The following is a 784-nucleotide window of genomic DNA, read 5'->3' as shown; positions in this document are numbered from 1 at the left end:
GGGTGGTGGGGCCGGGGGAGGGCAGCGCGAGGCGGGCGATCTCATTGCCGAGGTTGACCCCGATGGCCAGCGCCAGCGCGATGGCAGCGGCCCGCGTGAGCTGCGTGAAGCCCTGGTCGGTGTGGTTCTGGGTGAACGCCAGCAGGCCGAAGTACGTGGCGGAGCCGGGCAGCAGCGGCCCGATCGCCGCCGTCACGTACGGCAGGACGGACACGTACCGGTAGCGGGCCATGAGCTGGCCGAAGAGCCCGACCAGCCCGGCCGCCGCCGCGGTGGCGCCGACCTGGTTGCCGCCGGCCTGCTGGTGCAGGACGCCGTAGACCGTCCAGGCGACGCCCCCGTTGAGGGTGGCGAGCAGCAGCACCGCCCGCTCGCACTGGAGCAGCACGGCGAAGGCAAGCGTCAGCACCATCGCGGCGACGAGCTGCACCCACGGGTGGTCGTACGCGCGGATCGCCTGGTCGGGGTTGAGGTCGGCGCCGAGTTTGACGCCGGCGTAGAGGATCAGGGTGACGCCGATGACGATGCCGACGACGAGGTAGATCACTTCGAGCAGCCGGGCCGAGGCGGTGATGTAGAAGCCGGTCAGGCCGTCCTGGACGGCGGCGACCAGGGCGCGGCCGGGCAGCAGCGCGAACAGCCCGCCGGTGATGACCGCGGAGGACTGGACGCCCGCGGCGCCCGGGATCCAGCGCGCCAGCTCCACCAGCACCCCCATCGGGGGGGGGGGGGGGGGGGGGGGGGCGGGGCGGGGGGGGGCGGGGGGGGGGGGGGGGGGCGGCGG

The 784-nt window shown here is 75.1% G+C and carries 1 protein-coding gene; it reads right to left on the bottom strand.

The features are described from left to right. The coding region (locus tag V7E46_RS29265) for a threonine/serine exporter family protein (protein ID WP_333771254.1) at nt 1–784 on the bottom strand (784 nt) is incomplete at both ends.

The organism is Streptomyces sp. IBSBF 2435, from assembly GCF_036815005.1.
Lineage (GTDB): Bacteria > Actinomycetota > Actinomycetes > Streptomycetales > Streptomycetaceae > Actinacidiphila.
This window is presented reverse-complemented; position numbering and strand designations above follow the sequence as displayed.